The following is a 2,120-nucleotide window of genomic DNA, read 5'->3' on the forward strand; positions in this document are numbered from 1 at the left end:
CCGGAGGTGAGCGCAGCGACTCCTCCGGATATCCGGGCCCCCGCCTGACGCGACCCCGGAGGGTGTCGACGTGCTCCCCGGAGGTGGCGCTGCGCTGACCTCCGGCTACTCGCTGAAATCCCTCCGGGATATTCGCTTCGCTGGCGCTCTCCGTTGACACCAAACGAATTGTTCTTGTTAGTGGTAGGGCGCGAGTGAGTTACACTGGAACTGGTCCCCACCCGCCCTCCACAAGTCCCCGCACGCCATGCTTTGCCGCTCTGTTTTCCACTCGCTTGTTGTCGCAGTCCTTGCCGTCACCCACGCCCCTCGTGCGTGCTGCCAGTCGGATCGCCCGAATGTGATCGTCGTGTTGGCCGACGACCAGGGCTGGGGCGATTTAAGTCTGCACGGGAATCCGAATCTATCGACCCCGAATATCGATTCGATCGCGCGGCAGGGCGCTCAGGTCGAAAACTTTTATGTCTGCGCGGTTTGCTCACCGACGCGCGCCGAATTCCTGACCGGGCGTTATCACACACGGATGGGCGTGTACAGCACGTCTGCCGGCGGCGAACGATTCGACGCCGGCGAACAAACCATCGCCGAGGTCTTTCGCGACGCCGGTTACGCCACGGCGGCTTATGGAAAATGGCACAGCGGGATGCAGTGGCCGTACCATCCCAACGCGCGGGGCTTCGACGATTACTACGGGTTCTGCAGCGGGCACTGGGGCAACTACTTCGACCCGATGCTGGAACACAACGGTCGGATCGTCCAGGGCAAAGGGTTCATCATCGACGACCTGACCGATCACGCGATGGACTTCGTCAGCCGATCCGGCGACCAGCCTTTCTTTGTCTACTTGGCGCTCAACACGCCGCACTCGCCGATGCAAGTGCCACAGAAGTATTGGGACGAGTTCGCGGACAAGACCATGGTTCCCGATCCGGAGCCGGAAAACAGCCGACGACAGAACATCCCGCACACGCGGGCGGCGATGGCGATGTGCGAAAACATCGACGACAACGTCGGCCGCTTGCTGGAGCATCTCAAGGCGACCGGGAACGACCAGGACACGATCGTGGTTTACTTCAGCGACAACGGACCCAACGGGGCGCGGTTCAACGGGGGGCTGCGCGGCCGGAAGGGATCCACCCACGAAGGCGGGCTGCGATCACCCTGCGTGATCCGTTATCCCGAAACGATCAAACCCGGAACGGTCGTCCGATCGATCAGCGGGGCGATCGATTTGCTGCCCACCCTGGCGGATTTCGCCGGCATCGATTGGCAATCCAAACAGCTTGATGGAAAACCACTCGACGGCGTTTCGATCGCCGGCGAACTCTCCGGCGTCGGCCCCGACCCGAGCCAACGGGACCGCGTGATCTTCAGCCGCTGGCGAAACGGCGCAACGGCCAGGACACAGCAGTACCGGATGCAGGACAGCGGCGAATTGTATGACATCGTCGCCGACCGCCGCGAGAAAATGAATCTGGCCGGGCAGCAGCCCGAGGTTGTCAAACGGTTGGGGGCGGCGATCGAATCGTGGAAGCAGAGTTTTGCCGATGCGGTCGTCGAAGGCACCCGGCCGTTCCCGCTGGGGCATCCCGAGGCCGAGTGGACGCAACTGCCCGCCCGCGATGCCACCTTCAGCGGGACGATCCGCCGCAGCAACCGATTCCCCAACTGCACCTACCTGTTGGACTGGACGGATACCGAGAGCGAGATCCGCTGGGATGTCGACGTGCTCGGCAGCGGACGCTACGAGGTTCAGATGTATTACGCCTGCCCGCGGCAAGACGTGGGGGCGACGGTCGAACTGTCGCTCGGAGACGCGACGCTGTCGGCCACGATTGAGACGGCAGTGGAAAGCCCGCTTGTCGGTGCGGAGCAAGACCGGGTCCCGCGGCAAGAAGGTTACGTGCGTCGGTGGCAGCCGATGACGCTGGGAACGATCGAACTGAGTCCCGGTCTTGAGACCCTGCGATTAAAAGCCAGCGAGATCCCCGGCGGCCAAGTCGCCGAGATGCGATTGCTGATGTTCCGCAAGCTGTAGGGCGTTGTCAGCTTGAAGTTTTCGGACTGTGCGTTTGTGGGTCAGGACAGATGGCACGGGCATACGTGTTGGTGTGCAGGCT

Annotated in this window: 1 protein-coding gene; it reads left to right on the forward strand. The window is 62.7% G+C overall.

Translation table 11 applies throughout. From position 1 onward, the window contains the following. Nucleotides 1–247: 247 nt before the first annotated feature. Nucleotides 248–2,038 (forward strand): arylsulfatase, encoded by a 1,791-nt coding sequence (locus NZK35_RS20090; RefSeq protein ID WP_259634311.1) that lies wholly within the window; start codon nt 248–250, stop codon nt 2,036–2,038. Nucleotides 2,039–2,120 lie beyond the last annotated feature (82 nt).

Origin of the sequence: Stieleria sedimenti (assembly GCF_025060895.1) — a bacterium.
GTDB classification, from domain to species: Bacteria; Planctomycetota; Planctomycetia; order Pirellulales; family Pirellulaceae; genus Stieleria; species Stieleria sedimenti.

Excerpts from the sequence above, each read along its gene's own strand:
- NZK35_RS20090 (WP_259634311.1), top strand. The coding sequence starts at position 248 with ATGCTTTGCCGCTCTGTTTTCCACTCGCTTGTTGTCGCAGTCCTTGCC.